Genomic DNA, 21,082 nt, shown 5'->3' with positions numbered 1-21,082 from the left:
GCCGCGCCCGGCACGATCCGGGCGCGGCGCGATCCGTCTTATTCGGCTGCTGCGACGTGCTCGTCCAGCACCTCGGCGAAATCCTCGTAGGACATGTTGGAATAGGGCTTGCCGTCGATGAGGAAGGACGGCGTGGAGGTGATGTTGTCGCGCGTCGCGTTGGCCTGATACCATTCCACCAGCGTGCGCAGCTGTTCGCCGTCATTCAGGCAGGCATCCAGCTGGTCGCGGCCCACACCGGCCATCAGGCCGATCTTGCGCAGGCTGTCTGCAATGGCCTGATCCGAATTCTGCCGCACCCAGTCGTTCTGGGTCTTGTAGATCATGTCGGTGATGCCGAAGAATTTCTCGGGCCCGCCGCAGCGCGCCACCAGCGAGGCCCACATGCCGTATTTGTCGAAATAGACCTCGCGGTAGACCAGCTTGACCTTGCCGGTCTCGATGTAGTTCTCCTCGATCTGCGGCAGCACGTTGCTGGCGAAGCTGGCGCAGTGCGGGCAGGTGTAGGAGGCGTATTCGATCATCTCCACCGGCGCGTCGACATCGCCCTTCACCATCTCGATCACCTGCGGCGCCTCGGCCTCGGCGGTGCTGTCCTGCGCTGCGGCAGCGCCGGGCAAGGCGCCCGTGGCCGAAAGGCCGGGCCCGGTCAGAAGCCAGCCGCCGCCGAGGGCGAAGGCGGTCGCAAGGGCTGCAACGGGAAGAATTCGGGTCATCTGAGATCCTCTTGAGTAAAAACTGCCGCGGCTCAGCCGCGGGATTTGGCGATCACATGGCCGGCAAGACGCGCCAGCGCCTGCCGCAATCCGTCATCGGCGATGCCCCCCGCCACGCCCTCCGCCTCTGCGGTGATTTCCGGTGCTTGGGTGTCGGCGGGTTTGCGGGGCGCGTGGCCAAAGGCCACCCGGCCTTCGGCAAAGCCGGTGGCGGCGGTCTGGGTGATGCGGATGCGGGCGATGGCGTTGTAGCCGTAGACGGCATTGACCTTTTCGCGCAGCAGTTCCTTCTGCATTTCCAGCAGCGGTGCCTGCGCGCCGGTGGTCAGCAGGGTCAGCGTGGCGCCAAAGCCGCCCCGGCCATAACTGATCTCTACCGGGCGGGCGATGGCGGCGATGTCGGCGCCCGCGATCTCCTCCCAATGCGTCAGCAGCCGGGACTGCGCAAAGCCCCGGGATTCGCTGGCCCGGCGGATCTGCGAGTTCAGCAGCCCCGAGGTGCGCGCGAAGCCATAGGTGGTGCCCTTGTGCCGTGCCATCTTGAATCCCTCTGCCTGACGCTATTCTAGTGACCGCGCCTTCCGGCGCCAGTCCGGAATCAGGAATGTGGCAAACGATCAAGGGAATGTCAGACGTGTGTGACCCGGCAAGGCCCCGCGACCTGCTGCACTGGTATGACCGCCATGCCCGTGTTCTGCCGTGGCGGGTGTCCCCCGCCGACCGTGCGGCGGGTGTCGTGCCGGATCCCTATCGCATCTGGCTGTCCGAGGTGATGCTGCAGCAGACCACCGTCGCGGCGGTGAAGGAGTATTTTCTGGCCTTTACCGCGCGCTGGCCCACGGTCACCGCTCTGGCCGCCGCCCCGGATGCCGAGGTGATGGCGGCATGGGCGGGGCTTGGCTATTACGCCCGCGCCCGCAACCTGCTGAAATGCGCCCGCGCCGTCGCCAGCGATCACGGCGGGGTGTTTCCCGACACGCTGGAGGGGCTGCGCGCCCTGCCGGGGATCGGGCCCTATACGGCGGCGGCGGTGGCGGCCATCGCCTTTGACCGGCCCGAAGTGGTGGTGGACGGCAATGTGGAACGGGTCATGGCGCGGCTTCATGACGAACACATGCCGCTGCCGCAGGCCAAGCCGGTGCTGACCGCCCATGCCGCCGCGCTGACGCCGCAGACCCGGCCCGGCGATTACGCGCAGGCGGTGATGGATCTGGGCGCCACGGTCTGCACGCCGCGCAATCCGCTCTGCGGGCTTTGCCCGTGGCGCGGCCCCTGCGCGGCCTGGGCGGCGGGCACCCAGCTGGAACTGCCGAAGAAGACCCCGAAGAAGCGCAAGCCCACCCGGCTGGGCATCGCCTATCTGGCGCGGCGGGTCGATGGCGCATGGCTGCTGGAACAGCGCCCCGACAGCGGGCTTCTGGGCGGGATGCTGGGCTGGCCGGGCAGCGACTGGTCCGAGACCCCGCCCGAGGAGGCGCCGCCCATCCGCGCCGAATGGAAGACCGTGTCCGAAGAGGCGCGGCACACCTTCACCCATTTCCATCTGCGGCTGGTGGTGCGCACGGCCCTCGTGCCCATGGACCGCGCGCCTGCGCGCGGCATGTTCGTGGAGCCCGACACCTTCGATCCGGAGGCGCTGCCCACGGTCATGCGCAAGGCCTTTGCGCTGGTGGGGCGCTGAGCGGGCTTGACCGGCGCGAGATGCCGCAGTGAAATCGCGCCATTGCCTGCTAGGGTGATGTCGCAGCTTGCCGGCCGCGGGCCCGCGCCCCGTTACGGCAGCCCGAGCCGCCCCGATGCCGGATCGTCAAGGATATGGGCTCATGGTCACGACCACCGCTTCGATCTCGCGCCTTGGCGCCGCGCTGCCGTTCTGGCTGGTCTATGCGCTGCCGCCGCTGCTGTGGCTGGGGGCGGTGCAGGGCGGGCTGTGGGTGCTGCTGGCGCCGCTGGTGACGTGGTATCTGTTTTCGGCGCTGGATGCGGCGCTGGGTCTTAACGAGCAGAATGCCGATCCGCAGACCCCCGAGGCCGCGCTGCGCTGGTATCGCCTGGGCGTCATGCTCTGGGCGCCGGTGCAGGCCATGACGCTGTTCGGGCTGATCTGGTATGTGCAGGCCAGCGCGCATCTGGGCGGGTGGGAGAAGTTCGGGCTGTTCTTCGGCACGGGGGTGATGACCGGCACGGTGGGCATCGTCTATTCCCACGAGCTTCTGCACCAGCGCAACCGGCTGGAGCGGCGGCTGGGCGATCTGCTGCTGGCCATGGTGCTTTATTCGCATTTCCGGTCGGAACATCTGCTGGTGCATCACCTCTGGGTCGGCACGCCGCGCGATCCGGTCAGCGCGCGCTATAACGAGGGGTTTCACCGCTACTATGCGCGGGTGCTGCGCGACTGCCCGCGCTCGGCCTTTCGCGCCGAGGCCGCGCTGCTGGCGCGGCGCGGCCTGCCATGGTGGCACCGGCGCAACCCGTTCTGGCTGTATCTTGGCCTGCAGGCGGGGCTGCTGGCGCTGGCGCTTGTCTTGGGTGGCTGGGGTGGTCTGGCGCTGTTTCTGGTGCAGGCGGGGGTGGCGGTCTGGCAGCTGGAGCTGACCAATTACGTCGAGCATTACGCGCTGACCCGCAAGCATCTGGGCGAGGGGCGCTACGAGCATGTGAAGCCGCATCATTCGTGGAACGCCTCGCACCGGGCCACCAACTGGCTGCTCATCAACCTGCAGCGCCATTCGGACCATCATTACAAGCCCGACCGGCGCTTTCCCCTGCTGCAGAGCTATGCCGAGACCGAGGCGCCGCAGCTGCCCTATGGCTATCCGGTGATGACCATGGCCGCGATGATCCCGCCGCTGTGGCGGCGGATCATGAACCCGAGGGTGCGGGCATGGCGGCGGCGCTGGTATCCCGAGATCGAGGACTGGTCGGTGTATAACCGGGGCGCTCTGCCGCTGCCGCGCGGGGCGTCCTGAGCGGCGTCGTGCGGGCTGCGCGGCAGCGACGCGGGGGTTTCACACCCCCGCACCCCCGTGGGATATTTGAGCCAAGAAGAAGGGCGGAGGCTTGCCTTTGTGCCCGTGGCTTCGCAACATGGGTGGTTCCGGAGAGACGAAGGGGATCCCATGTCGCTTGCTGATGCTGCGCGCGCGGTGCGCGAAAACGCCTATGTGCCCTATTCGCGGTTCAAGGTGGGGGCGGCGCTGCGCGCTGCCTCGGGGGCGGTCTATGTCGGCTGCAATGTCGAGAACGTCGCCTATCCCGAGGGCACCTGCGCCGAGGCGGGGGCCATCGCCGCCATGGTGGCGGCGGGCGAGACCGAGATTGCCGAGGCCTATGTGATTGCCGACAGCCCGCTGCCGGTGGCGCCCTGCGGCGGCTGCCGCCAGAAGCTGGCGGAATTCGCCCGGGGCGAGGTGCGGGTGGTGCTGGCGACGCTGGACGGGCTGGAGCAGGAGATGACGGTGGCGGGGCTGCTGCCGGGCGCCTTCGGGCCGGAGCATATGGACCGCGCCTGATGGAGCCGCGCGCGGTCCTGACGGCGCTGCGGCGGGGCGAGGTGCCTGCGGCAGAGGATCTGCGCGCCTTTGCGCGCGGGCTCGCCACCGGCGAGGTGAGCGACGCGCAGGCGGGGGCCTTTGCCATGGCGGTCTGTCTGCGCGGGCTTGGGCCTGCGGGCCGCGCCGCGCTGACCCAGGGCATGCGCGACAGCGGCACGGTGCTGCGCTGGGATCTGCCGGGGCCGGTGCTGGACAAGCATTCCACTGGCGGGGTGGGCGACTGCGTGAGCCTTGTGCTGGCGCCGCTGCTGGCCGCCTGCGGGGTTTATGTGCCGATGATCTCGGGCCGGGGGCTGGGCCATACCGGCGGCACGCTGGACAAGCTGGCGGCGATCCCCGGCTATGACGAGGCGCCCGATGCGGCGCGGCTGCGGCGGGTGGTGGCGGAGGCGGGCTGCGCCATCGTCTCGGCCTCTGACGAGATCGCCCCCGCCGACCGGCGGCTTTACGCGCTGCGCGATGTCAGCGGCACGGTGGAGAGCGTGGATCTGATCTGTGCCTCGATCCTGTCGAAGAAGCTGGCGGCGGGGCTGCAAGGGCTGGTGCTGGATGTGAAATGCGGCAGCGGCGCCTTCATGAAGACGCAAGGGGAGGCGGGTGCTCTGGCCCGCGCTTTGGTTGAGACGGCGGAGGCGGCGGGCTGTCCCACCGTGGCGCTGGTCACCGGCATGGACCAGCCGCTGGCCCCCAGCCTTGGCAATGCGCTGGAGGTGGCGGAGGCGCTGGCGGTGCTGACCGGGGCGGCGCGGGGGCCGCTCTGCGATCTGTCGCTGGCGCTGGGCGCGGCGCTGCTGGCCCGGGCCGGGATCGCGGACGGGGCGGCACGGCTGCGCGCGGCGCTGGAGAGCGGTGCCGCCGCCGAGCGTATGGGGCGTATGGTGGCGGGGCTGGGCGGGCCTGCCGATCTGCTGGAACAGGCTGCGCGGCATCTGCCGCAGGCGCCGGTGCGGCGCGAGGTGCCTGCGCCCGAGGCCGGGCATGTGGCGGCCATCAATGGCGAGGCGCTGGGGCTGGCGGTGGTGCGGCTGGGCGGCGGGCGGCTGCAGACGGAGGACCGCATCGACCCGGCGGTGGGGCTTGCCGGGATGGTGCGGCTGGGGCAGAAGCTGGACCGCGGCGCGCCGCTGGCGGTGGTGCATGCCGCCACGCCCGAGGCGGCGGAGCGGGCGGTGCGGGAGGTGCAGGCGGCGGTGACGCTGGGGCCTGCGCCGGATCCGCTGCCGCTGGTTTTGGAAAGGATCGGCTGATGCGGGCATTTCTGGTGGTGCTGGATTCGCTGGGGATCGGCGGGGCGCCCGATGCCCAGGCCTATTTCAACGAGGCGCGCCCGGATACCGGCGCCAACACGCTGGGCCATATCGCGCAGGCCTGTGCCGAAGGCCGGGCGGAGACCGGGCGCAGCGGGCCGCTGCGCCTGCCGGTGCTGGACGGGCTGGGGCTGGGCCGCGCGCTGCAGCTTGCCAGCGGACTGGCCGCGCCCGGTCTGGGCGCCGTGCCGGAGGGGCGCTGGGGGGCGGCCACCGAAACCTCCCGCGGCAAGGACACGCCGTCGGGGCATTGGGAACTGGCGGGGCTGCCGGTGCCATGGGACTGGCATTATTTCCCCGATGCGCAGCCCGCCTTTCCGCCCGAATTGCTGGCGCGGGTGCGTCAGGCGGCGGGAACGGACGGCACGCTGGGCAACTGTCACGGCTCGGGCACGGTGATGCTGGACCGGTTCGGCGCCGAGCATCTGCGCAGCGGCTGGCCAATCTGCTACACCTCCGCCGACAGCGTGTTCCAGATCGCCGCCCATGAAGAGCGGTTCGGGCTCGACCGTCTGCTGGCGCTCTGCGAGGCGGTGGCGCCGCTGCTGCATGACATGCGGGTGGGCCGGGTCATCGCGCGGCCTTTTCTGGGCGAGCCGGGAGCCTTCCGCCGCACCGCCAACCGTCACGATTACGCCATCACCCCGCCCGCGCCGGTGCTGACCAACTGGGTGCAGGCGGCGGGGCGGCGGGTGCATGCGGTGGGCAAGATCGGCGACATCTTTTCGATGCAGGGCATCGACACGCTGCGCAAGGGGGACGATGCCACGCTGATGCGCCATCTGCACGATCTGGTGGCGGAGGCCGAAGAGGGCTCGCTGACCTTCGCCAATTTTGTGGAATTCGACAGCCTCTGGGGGCATCGCCGCGACGTGTCGGGCTATGCCCGTGCGCTGGAATGGATGGATGCGGAACTGGGGCGGCTGCTGCCGAAGCTTCGGCCCGGCGACCTGCTGGTGCTGACCGCCGATCACGGCAACGATCCCACATGGTCCGGCACCGACCACACCCGCGAACGGGTGCCGGTGCTGGTGGCGGGGGCGGGCTCCGGCGCGCTTGGGCAGGTGGCTTTTGCCGATGTGGCGGCGTCTGTCGCCACGCATCTGAAGGTGGCCCCGCAGGGCCCGGGAAGGAGTTTCCTGTGAGAGATCCCCGCGATCATGACGAGGAGTCGCTGCACCGCATCCGGGCGCTGCCCAAGCTGGAGCTGCATCTGCATATCGAAGGTGCTGCCCCGCCGGGATTCATCCGCGGCCTCGCGCAGGAGAAATCCATCCGGCTCGACCGCGTGTTCCGCGAGGATGGCAGCTATGCCTATGGCGATTTTGCCGAATTCCTGAAGGTCTACGAGGCGGCGACCTCGGTGCTGACCAGCCCGCGCGATTATGCCCGGCTGACCACCGCCGTGCTGGAGCAATGCGCCGCCTCTGGCGTGATCTATGCCGAGGCGTTCCTGAGCCCGGATTTCTGCGGTGGCGGCGATCTGGGGGCGTGGCGCGAATATCTGCACGCGATGCGCGAAGCGGCGGCGGAGGCCGAGCGCGACATGGGGGTCACCCTGCGCGGCATCGTCACCTGCGTGCGGCATTTCGGCCCCGACAAGGCCAAGGCGGCGGCGCGCTGTGCCGCCGAGACGGCGGATGACTGGCTCTGCGGCTTTGGCATGGGCGGGGATGAAAACCGCGGAGCGCAGCGTGATTTTGCCTATGCCTTCGACATGGCGCGCGAGGCGGGGCTGCGGCTGACCACCCATGCGGGCGAATGGCGCGGCCCGCGCGAGGTGCGCGATGCGGTGACCGATCTGCGGGTCGAACGGGTGGGGCATGGCGTGCGCGCCGCCGAGGATCCGGCGCTGTGCGAGATGCTGGCCGAGACGGGCGTGGTGCTGGAGGTCTGTCCGGGGTCGAACGTGGCGCTGGGGGTCTATCCCGACCTGCGCCGCCATCCGATCAACGATCTGCGCGCGCGTGGCGTGAAAGTCACCGTTTCGACCGATGACCCGCCGTTTTTCCACACCACCATGGTGCAGGAATACCAGAACCTTGCGCTTGTCTTCGGCTGGGAGGAAGAGGAGTTCAGAGACCTTGCCAAGACCACGGCCGAGGCGGCGTTCTGTTCTGCGGATACCCGTGCGGCCCTGCTGAAACGACTGGAGCCCGCCACATGAAACACCTCACGATCGTCGATCACCCGCTGGTGCAGCACAAGCTGACCCTGATGCGGGAAAAGGACACCTCCACCGCCAGCTTCCGCCAGCTTCTGCGGGAAATCAGCCTGCTGCTGGCCTATGAGATCACCCGCGACCTGCCAGTGACCAGCAAGCGCATCGAGACCCCGCTGGTCGAGATGGACGCCCCCACCATCGAGGGCAAGAAGCTGGTGCTGGTGTCGATCCTGCGCGCGGGCAACGGGCTGCTCGACGGCATTCTGGAACTGATCCCCGCCGCGCGGGTGGGCTTTGTCGGGCTTTACCGCGACGAGGACACGCTGGAGCCGGTGCAATATTACTTCAAGGTGCCGAAGAACCTCGAGGACCGGACGGTGATCGCGGTGGATCCGATGCTGGCCACCGGCAATTCCTCGGTGGCGGCGATTGATCTGCTGAAACAGGCGGGGGCCACCGACCTGCGGTTCCTGTGCCTGCTGGCCGCCCCCGAAGGGGTGGAGCGGATGCGGCAGGCGCATCCCGACGTGCCGGTGATCACGGCGGCGCTGGACGAGCGGCTGAACGAAAAAGGCTATATCCTTCCGGGACTAGGGGATGCGGGCGACCGCATGTTCGGCACGAAATAGGCGGGCGCGCGGCTTTACAGGTCACGGGGGATCGGGCATGCTTTGCCCGGTATGTTGTGGGAGCGGACATGAGTTTCAAGACGCTGACGGCCTGTGCCATGCTGGTTCTGGGTGCCGGGGGGGCTGCGATGCCCGCGCTGGCGCAGGGGATCGAAACCATCGCCAGCCCCGCCGAAATGCCGCCGGGCAGCTTTCAGGGCGGCCGTTACGTGGACAGCCGCGGCTGCGTCTTCATCCGCGCCGGGTTTGACGGCGCGGTGATCTGGGTGCCGCAGATGACGCGGGCTGGCGATCAGGTCTGCGGTTATGCGCCAAGCCTTGGCGGCGCCAGCCGCCGGGCGGCGGCAGAGCCCGCACCGGCGCCTGCGCCTGCGCCCGCTCCGGCCCCCGCCGCTGCGCCCGAACCCACGCCGGCCCCGGCGCCGCGCGTGGCCACGGCCCCGGAACCCCGTGCGCAGCCGCAGGCGGCTCCGGCGCCCCGGCCCGCGCCGAAACCCGCAGCGACCGTGCGCAAGCCGCGTCCCGCTCCGGTGGGCCAGCCGATGCGCACCGTCGCCTCCAAACCGGCGCCGGTGGTCAAGGCGCCCGCGTCGAAACCGCCCTCTGCCCCGCCGCCGGAACTGGTGCGCCGCGTGCCCGCACCTGCTGCGGCGCCCGCGCCGCAGCCCAAGCGCGTGATCACCGGCAGCACCTGCCCGCCGGGCTTTACCGGCGAGATGCAGCGCAACGGCATGGCGGTGCGCTGCGGCCCGCAGACCAGCCCCTTCGTGACCGAGGTGCGCCGGGGCGAGGCACCGGGACCGGGCAAGACCGTCTATCGCAACGGCACGGCTGGCCGGAAGGGCAGCTGGGAGGACAGCAATCTGAGCGTGGGACGCCGCGACCGGCTGGTGCCCGCGCATGTCTATCGCGAAGGACCGGCGGTGCAGACCGTCACCCCGGCAGGCTATCGTCCCGCATGGGAGGATGACCGGCTCAACCCCTATCGCGCGTGGCAGACGGTGGACGGCTATTACGACACGCAGCAGGTCTGGACCAACACCGTGCCACGGGACTCGGCGGCGACCGCCCGCAAGCATTCGGTGCGCGATCCGATCCTGCTGTTCCCGGGCGTGCCGGGCCGCTGGAAACCGGTGGTCGAGGAGGCGCGCTATCGCACCCCCGCCATGTCCACCCGGTCGGATCCGCCCCTGCGCAGCGCCACCGTGTCCACCCGGTCAGAGCCGCAGGGCGGTGACGCGCGTTATGTCGAGATCGGCGCCTTCACCAGCGCGGGCGGGGCGGCAGAGGCGGCGCGGCGGCTGCAGGGCGCAGGTCTGCCCGTGCGCCTGTCGCAGATGAGCCATGCCGGGCAGGAAATGCGCCGGGTCCGGGTCGGCCCCTATCACAGCAGCACCGCGCTGCGTGGCGCGCTGTCGGCGGTGCAGGCCACCGGCTACGTTCAGGCCTATCTGCGCTGAGGCAGGCGCGCGCGGCGGCACTCAGCCGTCGCAGATCGCCTGCAGCCGCAGCCAGTCGGCATCGCTGAGCACCTGACGGCTGCCTTCGCGGGCGCGCGGGTCAGCCTCGATCAGCGCGACGGTGGATTCGCCGGTGGCATCGCGGGCATAGGCATAGGGGCTGGACCGCAGTTCCGCTGCGGCAAAGGCATCCAGCAGCGCCTCGGTCGGCACCGGATCGGCGGGCGTGGTCAGCAGCGTTTCGGCATAGCTCTGCAGCGCGCCATCGGGCAGCCTGCCGGTGGTCAGCAGCTTCAGGCTGGACCACAGCCCGGCATGGCGCAGCAGATCGCCCAAGGGATCGGAATGGCGCGCGCGCAGCGCCTCGGCCAGAATATAGCCCGCCGCCACATCCGGATCCTCGTAATCCTCCAGCAGCGCGGCGTTGACGAGGATCATGCCGCCGGGCAGATGCGCGGTGTCGCGTACGCCCTCGGGCAGCACCACCAGCGCATCGCTGCGCGCCTCGCCCAGAACCCGCTGCGCCAGATGCCGCAGCGGCAGCCGCCCCTCTGGCGCGGTGCAGGGCTGTCCGGCGACACGGGTGATCCGCCCCAGAAGATCTTCGCCGATCTCGGCCCGTTTCACGCGCGGCACCACCCGTTCGGCATGGTCCAGCAGCGCGGAGGGCAGCCAGACCAGCGCGCCAAGCGCCAGCACCCCCGCCACCCCGGCAATCACCCGCTGTCGCAGCGTGCCCGGCTGCGGGCGCCGGCGTTCGATGGCGCGCAGCAGCCGTTCGATCGCGTCGACCATGGTGGTTTCGTCTTCGGGCAGTTCCAGCGTTTCGCCGGGATCGCCATCCGGGTGATAGATCGCGGGCAGGCGGCCCCGATTGGCGCGGATGATCGCGGCAATCGACCAATGCGCCAGAGGCCGTCCGGAAAACTCCGAAATGGTGATGGTGGCATCGCCCAGCGACACGATCACCTCACGGCGCTGCGCCTGCGGCTCTGGCCGCCACAGCGCAGTCGCTTCGAGGCGTTGAAACTCCTTGAGTGCGGTCATGCTGGGCTGCTCTGCCTCATGTCAGGGCCTGCTTAGCATGGCGGCGCAAGCGGGGGCAATCGCCCGCCCGCGCCGCAGCGGATCCGCGCCACGTCAGGCCCGTGCCCGCTCTGCGCCTGCGGCGATGGCGTCGCGCAGTTTGCGCTCCAGCGTCCGCTGTTTCGAGGGGCTGAAATATTTCAGGCCGAACATGTCCTTGACGTAGAAGCTGTCGACCACCTGTTCGCCATAGGTCGCGATGACGGCGGAGGCGATGTAGACATGCGCCTCGGCCAGCGTGCGGGTCAGGTCATAAAGCAGGCCGGGGCGGTCGCGGGTGTCGACCTCGATGATGGTGTAGATGTCCGACCCCTCGTTGTCGAAGGTGATCGAGGTGGGCACCTTGAAGGCGCGTTCGCGCTTTTTCAGCTTGTCGCGGGACTGGATCGCCTCGCGCGGCTTCACCTCGCCCAGCAGGGTCTTGCGGATGGTGTCGCGCAGCCTCGGGATGCGGGCGGATTCATAGGGCGAGCCATCAGCATCCTGAATCCAGAAGGCGGCGGTGGCATAGCCGTCCTTGGAGGTGAAGGTGCGCGCGTCGACCACATTCGCCCCCGACAGCGCCAGCGCCCCCGCCAGCCGCGAGAAGATGCCGGGATGGTCCTGCAGCGCGAAACAGACGCGGGTGGCGTCGCGATCCTCGTCGGGGTGGATGTCGATCTTGATTTCGTCCTGCTGGATGTCACGCAGCAGCCGGGCAAAGACCTGATGTGCCGTGATATGCAGCCCCTGCCAGTAGGGATCGTAATGGCGCTGGGTTTCGGTGCGCAGATCCTTGCTGTCCCAGTCCGCCAGCGCCTCGCGCAGGGCGCGCTTGGCCTCGGTGCCGCGGTTCTCGCGGTTGAGCGCTTCCATCCCGTCTTCCAGCGCGCGGCGGGTCTGACGGTAAAGCGCGCGGATCAGCGCCGCCTTCCAGTTGTTCCAGACCCCGGGGCCGACGCCCCGGATGTCGCAGACGGTGAGCACGGTCAGCAGATCCAGCCGTTCGCGGGTCTGCACCGCCTTGGCGAAATCGCGCACGGTGCGCGGGTCGGCGATGTCGCGTTTCTGCGCCATGTCCGACATCAGCAGGTGATAGCGCACCAGCCATTCCACCGTGGCGCTTTCCTGCTTGCCAAGCCCCAGACGCGGCGCCACGCGGCGGGCGATCTGCGCGCCCAGCACGGCGTGATCCTCGTCACGGCCCTTGCCGATGTCATGCAGCAGCAGGGCGACATAGATCACCTTGCGGTTCACGCCCTCGCGCAGGATATGCGAGGCAACGGGCAGTTCTTCGGTCAGGTCGCCATGTTCGATCTCTGACAGGTGGCGGATGCACTGGATGGTATGCTCGTCCACCGTAAAGGCGTGATACATGTTGAACTGCATCATTGCCACGATGGGTTCGAATTCGGGGATGAAGGCCGCCAGCACGCCCAGTTCGTTCATCCGGCGCAGCGCGCGTTCCGGATTGCCGTGTTTCAGCATCAGATCCATGAAGATGCGCTGCGCCTCGCGGTCGGTGCGCATGTCGTCATCGATCAGCGTCAGGTTGGCCTTGACCAGACGCATCGCGTCGGGATGGATCAGCAGGCCGGTGCGCAGCGCCTCCTCGAAGATGCGCAGCAGGTTCATCTTGTCGGTCAGGAAGGCCTTGGGGTCGATGATGGCCAGCCGGTTGTGCACCACCTCGTAACCGTCCTTGACCTGCGGACCGCGCTTGAACATGCGCAGGATCAGCGGCGCGTCCTTCTGGTGCTCCGCCTCCAGCGAGGTCAGGAAGATGCGGGTCAGATCGCCCACCGCCGTGGCGTGGCGGAAGTAATCCTGCATGAACCACTCCACTGCGCGGCGCCCGCCCTTGTCGACATAGCCCATGCGGTCCGCCACCTCGACCTGCATGTCGAAGGTCAGCTGCTCCACCGCCCGGCCCGTGGCCAGATGCATGTGACAGCGGGTCGCCCAGAGAAATTCCTCGGCCTTGTGGAAGGTGCGGTATTCCTCGGGGCGGAACACGCCAAGCCGGACCATCGCCTCGGTGTCGTCGGTGCGGTGGATGTATTTGGTGATCCAGAACAGCGACTGCAGGTCGCGCAGCCCGCCCTTGCCCTCTTTGACGTTGGGCTCCACCACATAGCGCAGCCCCTGCTTGCGGTGGCGTTCGCCGCGCTCTTCCAGCTTGGCGGCGACAAAGGCACGTTCGCTGCCCTTGAACAGGTCATTCCACAGCCGCTTGTCCAGATCCTCGGCCAGCGGGCGGTGGCCGATCAGGTAGCGGTGTTCCAGCATGGCGGTGCGGATGGTGAAATCCTCGGCCCCGAGCCGCAGGCAGTCCTTCACGGTGCGCGAGGCATGCCCGACCTTCAGCTTCAGATCCCACAGCATGTAGAGCATCGATTCAATGACGCTTTCGGCCCATGCGGTGATCTTGTGCGGGGTCAGGAACAGCAGATCCACGTCGGAATGCGGCGCCATCTCGCCCCGGCCATAGCCGCCTACCGCCAGAACGGCGAGCCGTTCGCCTGCGGTGGGATTGGGGCGGGGGTGCAGCACTTCGGTTGCCACCTCGAAACACAGGCGCACCAGCCCGTCAGTGACCCAGGTATAGGCATGGGTGACGGGAAAGGCGTTGCGGGGCTGGGCGGCAAAGGCCTGCGCGATGGTCTCGCGCCCGGCATGGCGCGCCTCGTTCAGCAGGCGGACGGTGGCGGCGCGGATCGCGGGTTCGCCGCCCTCCGCGGGCAGGCTGTCAAACAGCCGCGCGCGCAGGGCGGGAAGGTCGAAGATGGTGGCTGCCGGCGCGATCAGATCGTCCGGCAGGATGTCCTCGGGCCGGAGATCAGAAACCGGCGCCGGAGAAGCTGGAGGGGGCAGGGTCAAGAATGGTCACCTGGTTGTTCTGGACGGTGGCGACGGCCAGCCCGCGTTCGTTGGTGCCGTCGGTTTTCAGCCGGAATACACCGCCCGTGCCTTGGAAACCAGCGCCTTGCGTCAGCGCGCGACCGGTCAGCGCATCACGCCGCCCCTGTTCCACCAGCGCGCCAATCGCCGCGATGCCGTCAAAGGCAAGCCCGGCCAGCGGGTGCGGATCGGCGCCATAGGCGGCACGGTAGCGGCTGTTGAAATTGCGCTGCGTCGACTGGTCGGGCATCGCGAACCACGCGCCCTGCGCGCCGGGGAAGGAGAAGAGCTGCGGCGCCACATCCCAGCGGGTCAGGCCGACATACTGCACCTGCGCCGGGGCCACGCCCGCTTCCGGCATCATCTGCAGCAGGATCGGCATGGCCGCATTGGTGGCATCGGTGGAGATGAACACCGACTCCGCGCCGCTCTGTTCGATCACGCCGCCCATGGCGCGCGCGGTTTCGGTCACGCCCTCCATGCTCAGCGGATAGCCCTGCACCGTGGCCACCGACACGCCATTGGCCGAGGCCGCCTGCTGGATCGCGGTTTTGCCGAATTCACCCGGCACGTCCTGCGAATGCAGGATCGCCACGCTGTCGATGCCCTGCCGCTTGCCATAGGCCATCAGCCGGTCGGCGGTGTTCACGAAGGTCGGGCCGAGGATGAACAGGTTGCCCCCGGCAATGGAGGGGTTGTTGGAGAAGGAGAGCACGTTCACGCCCTCGTCCGAGACCACCTTCGACGCTTCGACCGCGACCTCGCCGCGCAGCGGGCCAAGGATGATGCGCGCGCCTTCGTCGACGGCGCGCTGCGCCTCTGCGGCGGCACGGGCGGGCGAGCCGCCGGTGTCATAGACGGCAAGGTCGATCTGCGCCCCGTCCAGATCGGCGATGGCCAGACGGGCGGCGTTTTCCAGATCGCGGGCGATGGCGCCCGCGCCCGGATCGGACCGGGGCACCAGCAGCGCCACGCGCACCGGCTGGCCCGGTTCGATGCTGGGCCCCCCCGAGGTGGAACTGCCGGAAGACAGGTCAGTCAGCGGTGCCACGTCGCAGGCGGCGATGAAGCCGACAGCGGCCAGCGTGGCGATCGGACGCAGCGCCTTGCGGGCGCGGGATAAAACGGCGAACATGGGTGGTGGGCTCCCTCGTGTGACGGGCACGGGGCAACGTGCCCGCGTGGATTTTCCATCAATCATAGTCGAGGAGGGGGACGGGTCCAGTGATGAATCCCGAAAAGGGCGGATTGGCGCCGGGTCTTTATCTGGTGTCGACACCGATCGGCAACGCGCGCGACATCACATTGCGGGCGCTGGACGTGCTCCGCGCGGCGGATGTGCTGGCGGCGGAAGACACGCGCAGTCTCAAGCGGCTGCTGGAAATACATGGCGTGCCGCTGGGGGACCGGGCCTGTCTGGCCTATCACGATCACAATGGCGGGCGGATGCGGCCGCGGCTGCTGGCGGCGCTGGCGGAGGGCCGGTCGGTCGCCTATGCCTCGGAGGCGGGCACGCCGATGATCTCCGATCCGGGGTTCGACCTCGCCCGTGCCGCGCGGGAGGCGGGCCATATGGTGACGGCGGCGCCGGGGGTGTCGGCGGTGGTCACCGCGCTGACGCTGGCCGCGCTGCCCACCGACCGTTTCCTGTTTGCGGGCTTCCTGCCCAATGCCGCCGGGGCAAGGCGCAGCGCGCTGCTGGCGCTGCGGGCCGAGACCGCCACGCTCGCCTTTTACGAATCGCCGCGCCGGGTCGGGGCGATGCTGGCGGATGCGGCAGAGATCCTCGGCCCCGACCGGCCCGCCGCCGTCTGTCGCGAACTGACCAAGAAATTCGAGGAAATCCGCAGCGGCAGCCTGTCGGATCTTGCCGAAGCCTATGCCGGAGCCGCGCCAAAAGGCGAAATCGTGGTGCTGGTGGGCAAAGGGGATTCGGAAAAAATTAGCGAATCTGGCTTAGAAACAGAGGTGAAGGAGGCGCTGGGGGGGCGGTCGGTGCGGGATGCGGCCGATCACGTCGCGGCGCTGCACGATCTGCCGCGGCGTCAGGTCTATCAGCTGGCGCTGCGTCTGTCGAAGGAGGTCGAGGGGGAGTCCGACACATGAGCATTGCCGCCCGCCAGATGGAGTTTGATTTTGCCGCTCCGGTGCTGCCCTGCCCGGTGCTGCCCTCGCCGCTGGCGCGGGATGCGCGGCGCCAGCGCGGGCAGGTCAACCATCTTGCCGGGCTCGCAGCGGAAGCGCGGGTCGCGCAGGATTACGAACGGCGCGGATATGTGGTGGCGGGCACCCGCTGGCGCGGCCAGTGCGGCGAAATTGACCTGATCCTGCGCGACGGGCTGGCGCTGGTGTTCGTCGAAGTCAAGAAAAGCCGCAGCTACGACGAGGCCTTCCGCCATCTGGGCTGGCGGCAGGTGCGGCGGCTGATGGCCGCGGCAGAGGAATTTGCGGGCGGCGAACCCTTGGGATCCCTGACCGAGATGCGGTTTGATGTGGCGCTGCTGGATGCGCAGGGCCGGGTCCGGGTGGTGGAGAACGCCTTCGGTCCCTGACCGGGCATTGCACGCCGGGGCAGGCTGGGCCATGAAGGTGCCAAGCCGGTCTGCCGGAACCAGTCAGGGGATGCCCATGAAAATCGCTTTCCAGATGGACCCGATCGGGTCCGTGAACATCACCGCGGACAGCACCTTTCGTCTTGCCGAAGAAGCGCAGGCCCGCGGGCACGAGCTTTTCTACTATGGTCCCGACGATCTGGCCTATGAAGAGGGGCGGATCACCGCCCGCGGCCAGTCCCTGACCGTGCAGCGCCAGCAAGGGGCGCATGCCACGCTCGGCCCGCGCGAGAAGGTGGATCTGGCAGGGTTTGACGTGGTCTGGCTGCGTCAGGATCCGCCCTTTGACATGCATTACATCACCACGACCCATCTGCTTGACCGGCTGGCGGCCACGACGCTGGTGGTCAATGATCCGTTCTGGGTGCGCAATTCTCCGGAAAAGCTGCTGGTGCTGAATTTCCCGGATCTGACGCCGCCCACCACCATCGCCCGGGATCTGCAGACCATCCGCGAGTTCAAGGCGAAACATGGCGATGTCATCCTGAAGCCGCTTTACGGCAATGGCGGCGCGGGGGTGTTCCGGCTGGACGCCAATGACCGCAATCTCAGCTCTCTGCACGAGCTTTTCACCGGCTTCTCGCGCGAGCCGCTGATCGTGCAGAAATACCTGCCCGCAGTCAGCAAGGGCGACAAGCGCGTCATTCTGATTGATGGCGAACCCGTGGGCGCCATCAACCGCGTCCCGGCCGAAGGCGAGGTGCGGTCGAACATGCATGTGGGCGGACGCCCTGAAAAGGTGGCGCTGACCGACCGCGACCGAGAGATCTGCGCTGCCATCGGGCCGGTGCTGCGCGAAAAGGGGCAGGTCTTTGTCGGCATCGACGTGATCGGCGACTGGCTGACCGAAATCAACGTCACCTCGCCCACCGGCATTCAGGAGCTGGAGCGGTTTGACGGGGTCAACGTGGCAGAGATGATCTGGCAGGCGGTGGAAGCGCGGGTCGCCGCCCGGGCATGAGCCGGCGGCTGACCGCGCTGACGCTGCTGCTGCGATGCGCGGTCAAGCGGCGGCTGGCGCGGGTGCCGGGACCGGAGGCGGCGGAGCGCGATTTTGCCCGCAATGCGCGGCTTTTCCTGCGCCAGCCGCCGCATCTGCGGCAGGTGCGGGGCGGCGGCGGGCTGCACTGGATCAGCGCCGGGCCCTGCGTGCCGGGCCGGGCGCTGCTCTATTTCCACGGCGGCGGCTATGTCGCGGGCAGCCCGGACAGCCACCGGGGCCTGATCGCCCGCCTGTCGCGCTATGCCGCGACCGAGGCCTGCGCGCCGGATTATCCGCTGGCGCCGCACGCGCCTTTTCCCGCAGGATTCGAGGCGGCGCTGGCAGCCTGGGCGCAGCTGCGCCGTCTTGGCTACCGACCGCGGGCGATCGTCCTTGCGGGGGATTCCGCGGGGGGCGGGCTGGCGCTGGCGCTGCTGGCACGGCTCTGCGCCGAAGGCACGCCGCCCGCCTGCGTGGTGGCGTTTTCGCCATGGACGGATCTGGCCATGACCGGGGACAGCCTGCGCCGCAACCGCAGGCGCGACCCGTTCCTGCCGGTGGAGCGGATCGGCGAACTGGTCGCCACGGTCCGGGGGGATGCCGATCCGCGCGATCCGCGCCTGTCGCCGCTTTATGCCGAGTTTCCGGGTCCACCGCCGGTGATGCTCTGCCATGGCGAAACCGAGATTCTCGCCGATGATGCCTCCCGCATGGCGGACCGGCTGCGCGGCTTCGGCGGGCGGGTGCTGCAGGAGGTGCATCCCGCCGCCCCGCATGCCTGGCCGGTTTTTGACGGCTGGATCCCCGAAGCGCGGGCGACGCTGAAACGGGCGGGCCGGTTTGTTCAGGAGTCCTTCAGCGACACCAGCCGGTAGCTCAGCGCCTCGGACAGATGCGCGCGGCGGATCTCGGGCGCGCCGTCCAGATCCGCGATGGTGCGGGCCAGCCGCTGGATGCGATGATAGCCGCGCAGCGTCAGGCCGAACCGGTCCGCCGCGCGGGTCAGCAGGGCGGCACCCTCGGCATCAAGCGGCGCGATCTCGCCAAGCACGCGCCCGGTGGCATCGGCATTGGTGCGCAGGTCGGGCCATGGCGCCAGCCGCGCCTGCTGCAGGCTGCGGGCGGCGGCAACCCGGGCGGCGACACGTGCCGAGCTTTCCGACGGGGCGGCGCGCTGCATTTCGTCAAAGGGCACCGGCGGCACCTCGATGCGCATGTCGAACCGGTCGAGCAGGGGGCCGGACAGCCGCCCCAGATAGGTTTCCGAACAGACCGGCGCCCGCGAACAGGCACGGGCGGGATCCGCCGCATGGCCGCAGCGGCAGGGATTGGCGGCGGCGATCAGCAGGATGCGGCAGGGATAGGTGGCATGCGCCCCGGCGCGGGATACCGGGATGGTGCCGCGTTCCAGCGGCTGGCGCAGCGCCTCCAGCACATTGCTCTGGAATTCCGGCAATTCGTCCAGAAACAGCACGCCGTTATGGGCAAGGCTGACCGAGCCGGGCCGGGCCCGGGGCCCGCCCCCCACCAGCGCCACCTTGGACACGGTGTGATGTTCCTCGACAAAGGGCCGCTCTGACAGCAGCGCGCCCTCCTTGAGCTGGCCCGCCACCGAATGCACCAGCGAGGTTTCCAGCGCCTCGCGCGGGGTGAGCGGCGGCAGGATCCCCGGCAGGCAGGAGGCCAGCGTGGTCTTGCCGTTGCCGGGCGGGCCGACGAACAGCAGGTGGTGCCGTCCGGCGGCGGCGATTTCCAGCGCGCGGCGGGCGCGTTCCTGCCCGATGACATCCGCCATGTCGCGGAACGGGCGCGGCGCCGCAGGGGTGCCGGGCCGCGCGGGGGGGATTGGCGCCGTGCCGGAAAAATGCCGGATGATGTCGGCCAGATGGGCGGCCCCCAGCACCCGGCAGCTGTCCACCCATGCCGCTTCGCGCCCGGAGGCGAGCGGGCAGAGCAGGCTGCGCGCCTCGCTTGCGGCGGCGAGGGCAGCGGGCAGGGCCCCCGCCACCGCGACCAGCCCGCCCTCCAGCGTCAATTCGCCCAAGGCGATGGTCTGCGCCAGTTCGCCGGCTGGAATGACGCCAAGCGCTGCCAGCAGGCCAAGGGCGATGGGCAGATCAAAATGCGATCCCTCCTTGGGCAGATCGGCGGGGGAGAGGTTGACGGTGATGCGTTTGGAGGGCAGCGCGATCGCCATGGAGGTGAGCGCCGCGCGCACCCGTTCGCGCGCTTCCGACACCGCCTTGTCGGGCAGGCCCACGATGGCAAATCCCGGCACGCCGGGCGAGACGGCGCATTGCACCTCGACCGGTCGCGCCTCCACGCCCTCGAAGGCGACCGTATAGGCCAACGCTCCCATCTGTGCCCCTCGCTTGCCGCCCCTGCAGCATCGCCGCACGGTGTTAGGAAAGCGTTAACACCGCTTTGAGCCGGAGCGGGGGGAGGAAATACGGATAGAGGGACGGCTTTGCCGAAAAATATGTGCCTGCGGTAAACCTTTATAAAGTATCACAAAAACAGAGAAATTTCGCGGCAAAAGCCCGCTGATGATATTTTTGTGATCGTCCGTCGCCCTTGATTTGTGAATTTAAAAGAAACCAAACGCGCGTTCCCTGCGTTTCTAAGATGAGTTTTCAAACGCCGGACTGATCCCGGGTCCGGAGAACCGACGGGGGGCGAGATGCCATTGGATACCTTCAACGACCAGACCTTGTCGCGCCGGGCCATGAAGGCCGAACTTCTGGACGCGGAAACCGAACTTACCCTCGCCTATGCCTGGCGGGACCGCCGGGACGAGGCGGCGCTGCACCGGCTCATCACCGCCTATATGCGACTAGCTATTTCGATGGCGGCGAAGTTCAAGCGTTATGGCGCGCCGATGAACGATCTGGTGCAGGAAGCCGGTCTGGGTCTGATGAAGGCCGCCGACAAGTTCGACCCCGATCGCGGCGTGCGGTTTTCCACCTATGCCGTCTGGTGGATCAAGGCCAGCATCCAGGATTACGTGATGCGCAACTGGTCCATGGTGCGCACCGGCTCCACCTCCTCGCAGAAATCGCTGTTCTTCAACATGCGCCGCGTGCAGGCCCGGCTGGAGCGGGAAGCCGCTGCCGAGGGCATGTCGCTGGACCGCCACCAGCTGCGCGAAAAGATCGCCATCGAGATCGGCGTGCCGCTGTCGGATGTCGAGATGATGGAGGGTCGGCTTTCCGGCTCCGACTATTCGCTAAACGCCACGCAGTCTTCGGACGAGGAAGGGCGCGAATGGATCGAGACGCTGGAGGATGACGCCGAACAGGGTGCCTCCTTGGTCGAAGGCAAGCTCGACAACGCACAGCTACGCGAATGGCTGGTGGTGGCGCTGACCTCGCTCAATGACCGCGAACGCTTCATCGTGCGCGAGCGCAAGCTGCGCGACGACAGCCGCACGCTGGAAAGTCTGGGTCAGGAACTGGGCCTGTCCAAGGAGCGGGTGCGGCAGCTGGAGGCGGCGGCCTTTGCCAAGATGCGCAAATCGCTTGAGGCGCAGTCGCGCGAGGTGCAAGACTTCCTCGCATGACCCTGTTTCGTGCCCTGACCGTGATGCTGACCTGTGCGCTGCCGCTTGCCGCGGTGGCGCAGGAGACCTTGCCGGACCAGATCCCCGAACTGGCCCCCGATCTGCAGCCCGACATGGTGCCCGCCCCCGAACA

Annotated in this window: 19 protein-coding genes; 13 read left to right on the top strand and 6 right to left on the bottom strand. The window is 68.7% G+C overall.

The features are described 5' to 3' along the window. Positions 1-38: 38 nt before the first annotated feature. Together VK682_RS07230 and VK682_RS07225 are read right to left on the bottom strand one after the other, a co-directional pair. The gene (locus VK682_RS07230; RefSeq protein ID WP_230795409.1) at positions 39-716 is read right to left on the bottom strand and encodes a DsbA family protein; all 678 of its coding nucleotides are present in this window, start codon (positions 714-716) and stop codon (positions 39-41) included. 32 nt (positions 717-748) lie between these two features. Then, entirely contained in the window at positions 749-1,255 is a 507-nt protein-coding gene (locus tag VK682_RS07225; protein ID WP_324781607.1) for a DUF721 domain-containing protein, read from the bottom strand. Between the two features lie 86 nt (positions 1,256-1,341). On the opposite strand from VK682_RS07225, the gene mutY reads away from it, so the two are divergent. The 8 genes from mutY (at position 1,342) to VK682_RS07185 (ending at position 9,830) form a co-directional block, all read left to right on the top strand. Then, on the top strand, positions 1,342-2,397 hold the full coding sequence (gene mutY, locus VK682_RS07220) for an A/G-specific adenine glycosylase (RefSeq protein WP_269061936.1): 1,056 nt from the start codon (positions 1,342-1,344) through the stop codon (positions 2,395-2,397). Between the two features lie 142 nt (positions 2,398-2,539). Beyond that, on the top strand, positions 2,540-3,685 hold the full coding sequence (locus tag VK682_RS07215; protein WP_324781606.1) for an alkane 1-monooxygenase: 1,146 nt from the start codon (positions 2,540-2,542) through the stop codon (positions 3,683-3,685). Positions 3,686-3,835: 150 nt separating this feature from the next. Then, the gene (locus tag VK682_RS07210) at positions 3,836-4,228 is read left to right on the top strand and encodes a cytidine deaminase (protein ID WP_324781605.1); all 393 of its coding nucleotides are present in this window, start codon (positions 3,836-3,838) and stop codon (positions 4,226-4,228) included. Beyond that, positions 4,228-5,517, top strand: a complete 1,290-nt coding sequence (locus VK682_RS07205) for a thymidine phosphorylase (protein WP_324781604.1) — start codon at positions 4,228-4,230, stop codon at positions 5,515-5,517. The genes VK682_RS07210 and VK682_RS07205 overlap by 1 nt, the downstream gene beginning before the upstream one ends. Beyond that, a complete protein-coding gene (locus tag VK682_RS07200) occupies positions 5,517-6,722 on the top strand; it encodes a phosphopentomutase (protein WP_380715982.1) in 1,206 nt (401 codons plus the stop codon). Before VK682_RS07205 ends, VK682_RS07200 begins: the two co-directional genes overlap by 1 nt. Next, positions 6,719-7,744, top strand: a complete 1,026-nt coding sequence (locus VK682_RS07195) for an adenosine deaminase (RefSeq protein WP_230795405.1) — start codon at positions 6,719-6,721, stop codon at positions 7,742-7,744. Before VK682_RS07200 ends, VK682_RS07195 begins: the two co-directional genes overlap by 4 nt. Then, positions 7,741-8,370: a uracil phosphoribosyltransferase gene (upp, locus tag VK682_RS07190; protein WP_089845788.1), complete on the top strand. Its 630-nt coding sequence runs from the start codon at positions 7,741-7,743 to the stop codon at positions 8,368-8,370. Before VK682_RS07195 ends, upp begins: the two co-directional genes overlap by 4 nt. 68 nt (positions 8,371-8,438) lie before the next feature. Continuing rightward, the gene (locus VK682_RS07185) at positions 8,439-9,830 is read left to right on the top strand and encodes an SPOR domain-containing protein (RefSeq protein WP_230795404.1); all 1,392 of its coding nucleotides are present in this window, start codon (positions 8,439-8,441) and stop codon (positions 9,828-9,830) included. Positions 9,831-9,851: 21 nt separating this feature from the next. Here the strand turns inward: VK682_RS07185 and VK682_RS07180 are convergent, their stop codons facing one another. From VK682_RS07180 to VK682_RS07170, 3 genes are all read right to left on the bottom strand, one after another. Then, entirely contained in the window at positions 9,852-10,877 is a 1,026-nt protein-coding gene (locus tag VK682_RS07180; protein ID WP_230795403.1) for a hypothetical protein, read from the bottom strand. A gap of 93 nt (positions 10,878-10,970) precedes the next feature. Then, entirely contained in the window at positions 10,971-13,775 is a 2,805-nt protein-coding gene (locus VK682_RS07175) for a [protein-PII] uridylyltransferase (RefSeq protein WP_230795402.1), read from the bottom strand. Further along, entirely contained in the window at positions 13,735-14,931 is a 1,197-nt protein-coding gene (locus VK682_RS07170; protein WP_230795401.1) for a penicillin-binding protein activator, read from the bottom strand. The genes VK682_RS07175 and VK682_RS07170 overlap by 41 nt, the downstream gene beginning before the upstream one ends. 92 nt (positions 14,932-15,023) lie before the next feature. Here VK682_RS07170 and rsmI point away from each other — a divergent pair, with 92 nt between their 5' ends. The 4 genes from rsmI (at position 15,024) to VK682_RS07150 (ending at position 18,265) form a co-directional block, all read left to right on the top strand. Then, entirely contained in the window at positions 15,024-15,902 is an 879-nt protein-coding gene (gene rsmI, locus VK682_RS07165; protein WP_089845779.1) for a 16S rRNA (cytidine(1402)-2'-O)-methyltransferase, read from the top strand. Beyond that, entirely contained in the window at positions 15,899-16,348 is a 450-nt protein-coding gene (locus VK682_RS07160) for a YraN family protein (protein WP_089845777.1), read from the top strand. The genes rsmI and VK682_RS07160 overlap by 4 nt, the downstream gene beginning before the upstream one ends. A 76-nt stretch (positions 16,349-16,424) precedes the next feature. Then, positions 16,425-17,369 carry a glutathione synthase gene (gene gshB / locus VK682_RS07155; RefSeq protein ID WP_089846105.1) on the top strand — a complete coding sequence of 315 codons (945 nt, stop codon included), beginning with the start codon at positions 16,425-16,427 and terminating at the stop codon, positions 17,367-17,369. Continuing rightward, positions 17,366-18,265: an alpha/beta hydrolase fold domain-containing protein gene (locus VK682_RS07150; RefSeq protein ID WP_230795400.1), complete on the top strand. Its 900-nt coding sequence runs from the start codon at positions 17,366-17,368 to the stop codon at positions 18,263-18,265. Before gshB ends, VK682_RS07150 begins: the two co-directional genes overlap by 4 nt. On the opposite strand, the gene VK682_RS07145 is transcribed toward VK682_RS07150, so the two are convergent. After that, on the bottom strand, positions 18,235-19,749 hold the full coding sequence (locus VK682_RS07145) for a YifB family Mg chelatase-like AAA ATPase (RefSeq protein ID WP_230795399.1): 1,515 nt from the start codon (positions 19,747-19,749) through the stop codon (positions 18,235-18,237). The genes VK682_RS07150 and VK682_RS07145 overlap by 31 nt on opposite strands. Before the next feature lie 321 nt (positions 19,750-20,070). Between VK682_RS07145 and VK682_RS07140 the strand changes: the two genes are divergently transcribed. Then, a complete protein-coding gene (locus tag VK682_RS07140) occupies positions 20,071-20,949 on the top strand; it encodes an RNA polymerase factor sigma-32 (RefSeq protein ID WP_089845772.1) in 879 nt (292 codons plus the stop codon). The last annotated feature ends 133 nt before the right edge of the window (positions 20,950-21,082 follow it).

Origin of the sequence: Salipiger marinus (genome assembly GCF_035481585.1) — a bacterium.
Taxonomy (GTDB): domain Bacteria; phylum Pseudomonadota; class Alphaproteobacteria; order Rhodobacterales; family Rhodobacteraceae; genus Salipiger; species Salipiger marinus.
The sequence above is the reverse complement of the archived record's forward strand: the minus strand, read 5'-3'. Positions and strand labels throughout refer to the sequence as shown.

What these genes read in the sequence shown, in the direction of transcription:
- VK682_RS07230 (WP_230795409.1), bottom strand. Translation starts at nt 716, where the DNA reads ATGACCCGAATTCTTCCCGTTGCAGCCCTTGCGACCGCCTTCGCCCTC.
- VK682_RS07225 (WP_324781607.1), bottom strand. Translation starts at nt 1,255, where the DNA reads ATGGCACGGCACAAGGGCACCACCTATGGCTTCGCGCGCACCTCGGGG.
- mutY (WP_269061936.1), top strand. Translation starts at nt 1,342, where the DNA reads ATGTCAGACGTGTGTGACCCGGCAAGGCCCCGCGACCTGCTGCACTGG.
- VK682_RS07215 (WP_324781606.1), top strand. Translation starts at nt 2,540, where the DNA reads ATGGTCACGACCACCGCTTCGATCTCGCGCCTTGGCGCCGCGCTGCCG.
- VK682_RS07210 (WP_324781605.1), top strand. Translation starts at nt 3,836, where the DNA reads ATGTCGCTTGCTGATGCTGCGCGCGCGGTGCGCGAAAACGCCTATGTG.
- VK682_RS07205 (WP_324781604.1), top strand. Translation starts at nt 4,228, where the DNA reads ATGGAGCCGCGCGCGGTCCTGACGGCGCTGCGGCGGGGCGAGGTGCCT.
- VK682_RS07200 (WP_380715982.1), top strand. Translation starts at nt 5,517, where the DNA reads ATGCGGGCATTTCTGGTGGTGCTGGATTCGCTGGGGATCGGCGGGGCG.
- upp (WP_089845788.1), top strand. Translation starts at nt 7,741, where the DNA reads ATGAAACACCTCACGATCGTCGATCACCCGCTGGTGCAGCACAAGCTG.
- VK682_RS07185 (WP_230795404.1), top strand. Translation starts at nt 8,439, where the DNA reads ATGAGTTTCAAGACGCTGACGGCCTGTGCCATGCTGGTTCTGGGTGCC.
- VK682_RS07180 (WP_230795403.1), bottom strand. Translation starts at nt 10,877, where the DNA reads ATGACCGCACTCAAGGAGTTTCAACGCCTCGAAGCGACTGCGCTGTGG.
- VK682_RS07170 (WP_230795401.1), bottom strand. Translation starts at nt 14,931, where the DNA reads ATGTTCGCCGTTTTATCCCGCGCCCGCAAGGCGCTGCGTCCGATCGCC.
- rsmI (WP_089845779.1), top strand. Translation starts at nt 15,024, where the DNA reads ATGAATCCCGAAAAGGGCGGATTGGCGCCGGGTCTTTATCTGGTGTCG.
- VK682_RS07160 (WP_089845777.1), top strand. Translation starts at nt 15,899, where the DNA reads ATGAGCATTGCCGCCCGCCAGATGGAGTTTGATTTTGCCGCTCCGGTG.
- gshB (WP_089846105.1), top strand. Translation starts at nt 16,425, where the DNA reads ATGAAAATCGCTTTCCAGATGGACCCGATCGGGTCCGTGAACATCACC.
- VK682_RS07150 (WP_230795400.1), top strand. Translation starts at nt 17,366, where the DNA reads ATGAGCCGGCGGCTGACCGCGCTGACGCTGCTGCTGCGATGCGCGGTC.
- VK682_RS07145 (WP_230795399.1), bottom strand. Translation starts at nt 19,749, where the DNA reads ATGGGAGCGTTGGCCTATACGGTCGCCTTCGAGGGCGTGGAGGCGCGA.
- VK682_RS07140 (WP_089845772.1), top strand. Translation starts at nt 20,071, where the DNA reads ATGCCATTGGATACCTTCAACGACCAGACCTTGTCGCGCCGGGCCATG.